The organism is Paenibacillus whitsoniae (assembly GCF_003955665.1).
In the GTDB taxonomy this organism is placed as follows: Bacteria; Bacillota; Bacilli; order Paenibacillales; family NBRC-103111; genus Paenibacillus_E; species Paenibacillus_E whitsoniae.
Genome location: NZ_RXHU01000163.1, coordinates 1 through 1510, shown reverse-complemented (window position 1 = coordinate 1510; position 1510 = coordinate 1). Strand labels below are relative to the sequence as shown.

2 protein-coding genes are annotated in these 1510 nt (G+C 53.8%); one reads left to right on the top strand and one right to left on the bottom strand.

Annotated elements, in window-relative coordinates:
* Positions 1-110: 110 nt before the first annotated feature.
* Complete coding sequence (locus EJQ19_RS31515; RefSeq protein ID WP_241243176.1) at positions 111-296, bottom strand: hypothetical protein; 186 nt, start codon at positions 294-296, stop codon at positions 111-113.
* 453 nt (positions 297-749) lie between these two features.
* Here EJQ19_RS31515 and EJQ19_RS31510 point away from each other — a divergent pair.
* On the top strand, positions 750-1510 hold a 761-nt coding region (locus EJQ19_RS31510; protein WP_241243175.1), incomplete at its 3' end, for an ABC transporter transmembrane domain-containing protein.

Here is a 1510-nt window from a genome sequence, read left to right as displayed (position 1 = left end):
CTGTGGCAACCGTTAGCGCTTCAATCGAGCCATTTTGAACGGAATAGGCTCTCTGACAACCGGTAGCGATAACGATAATGCCGACCGAAGTCCAGGGGATGCTCGCCGCGCTACTTCCGCTCCCCATCCAGCTCAAGCTCCTCCAAGGTATATCGATTGTTCCACAGGAAAACCATGTCATACTGCGTCGAATCTCGCGATACCGCCCGGGCTACACCTGCGATGACGATGCCTGTAAGCGTGGCAAAGCCGGCAATCCATCCCATTAACTCGAAAACCTGATTGATCATGGCCATCGATCCCTTCTCCGTGAGGATGAGCTTCTATGTTTTATGGATATGCCGGATGTTTGTGAAAGATGTGTGACAGGGATACAGTTCATTTATAGCGTTTTTCTCCGATTGACACGTCTGGAAGGCGGATGTTAAGATCACCACTGTAAGGTTTGCATCACAACTTTTGGAAAATAACGAACGAGGGAGGGTATTCGCATGAAGGATATGGTTTGGGATCGTTTTATGCATACAGCTGGGCATATGTCTCTCACCAACCGCATAGCGAGTAACCCGAAGGCAGCGCCACGCAGGCCTATCTGCGAGTAGCGGCAAGCTGCCCCTGACAGACGCTGAAAGTATGAAGCGCGGGTTACGCATCGTTCGTAACGAGCGCTTTTTCTATGGAAAGAGAGCCTATCGCTGCGTGCGGTGGGCTTTTTCTGTTGTGATCCTTGAAGGGAGTGAAAGGAAGTTATGTTTACGGTTTTAAAAAAATTAGCCTGGTTCTTCCGGATGAACTGGAAGCGTTACACGCTGGCGATCGGCTTGCTGATCATTGTCGGCGTCATCGACGTGATCCCGCCGAAGTTGATCGGCTATGCGATTGACGGCATCCATATGGGTACGCTGACCGGCACGAAGCTGGTGCAGTTGCTAGCATTCTGGGGCGCACTGATTATTGTCGGTTACACCTTATCGTACGTGTGGCTGTACCAATTGTTCGGCGGCGCCTTCGTTCTGGAGCGCGTGCTGCGGTCCCGGTTTATGCGGCATCTGCTCCGTATGACGCCGACGTTCTACGAGAAGTATCGCACCGGGGACCTCATGGCGAGGGCGACGAACGACCTGCAGGCCGTATCGACGACGGCGGGGTTCGGGATTCTAACGTTCGTGGACTCCACCCTTTTTATGCTGACGATTCTGTGCATGATGGGCTTCTTCATCTCGTGGGAGCTGACGATTGCGGCGATTTTGCCGCTGCCGCTCATGGCGGTTGCCATTACGATTTACGGCGGGCGGATTCATAAACGTTTTACGCAAGCGCAGGACGCATTCGGCAAAATGAACGACAGCGTGCTGGAAACGATCGCCGGGGTGCGCGTCATTCGCGCCTTTGTGCAGGAGCGGGCCAGCGAGCGTCAATTCGGCCGCATGACGGATGATGTGTACCGAAAAAGCCTGGCGGTGGCCGTCATCGACGCCCTTTTTGAACCGACGGTCAAAATCCTCGTCGG

What these genes read in the sequence shown, in the direction of transcription:
- EJQ19_RS31515 (WP_241243176.1), bottom strand. Translation starts at nt 296, where the DNA reads ATGGCCATGATCAATCAGGTTTTCGAGTTAATGGGATGGATTGCCGGC.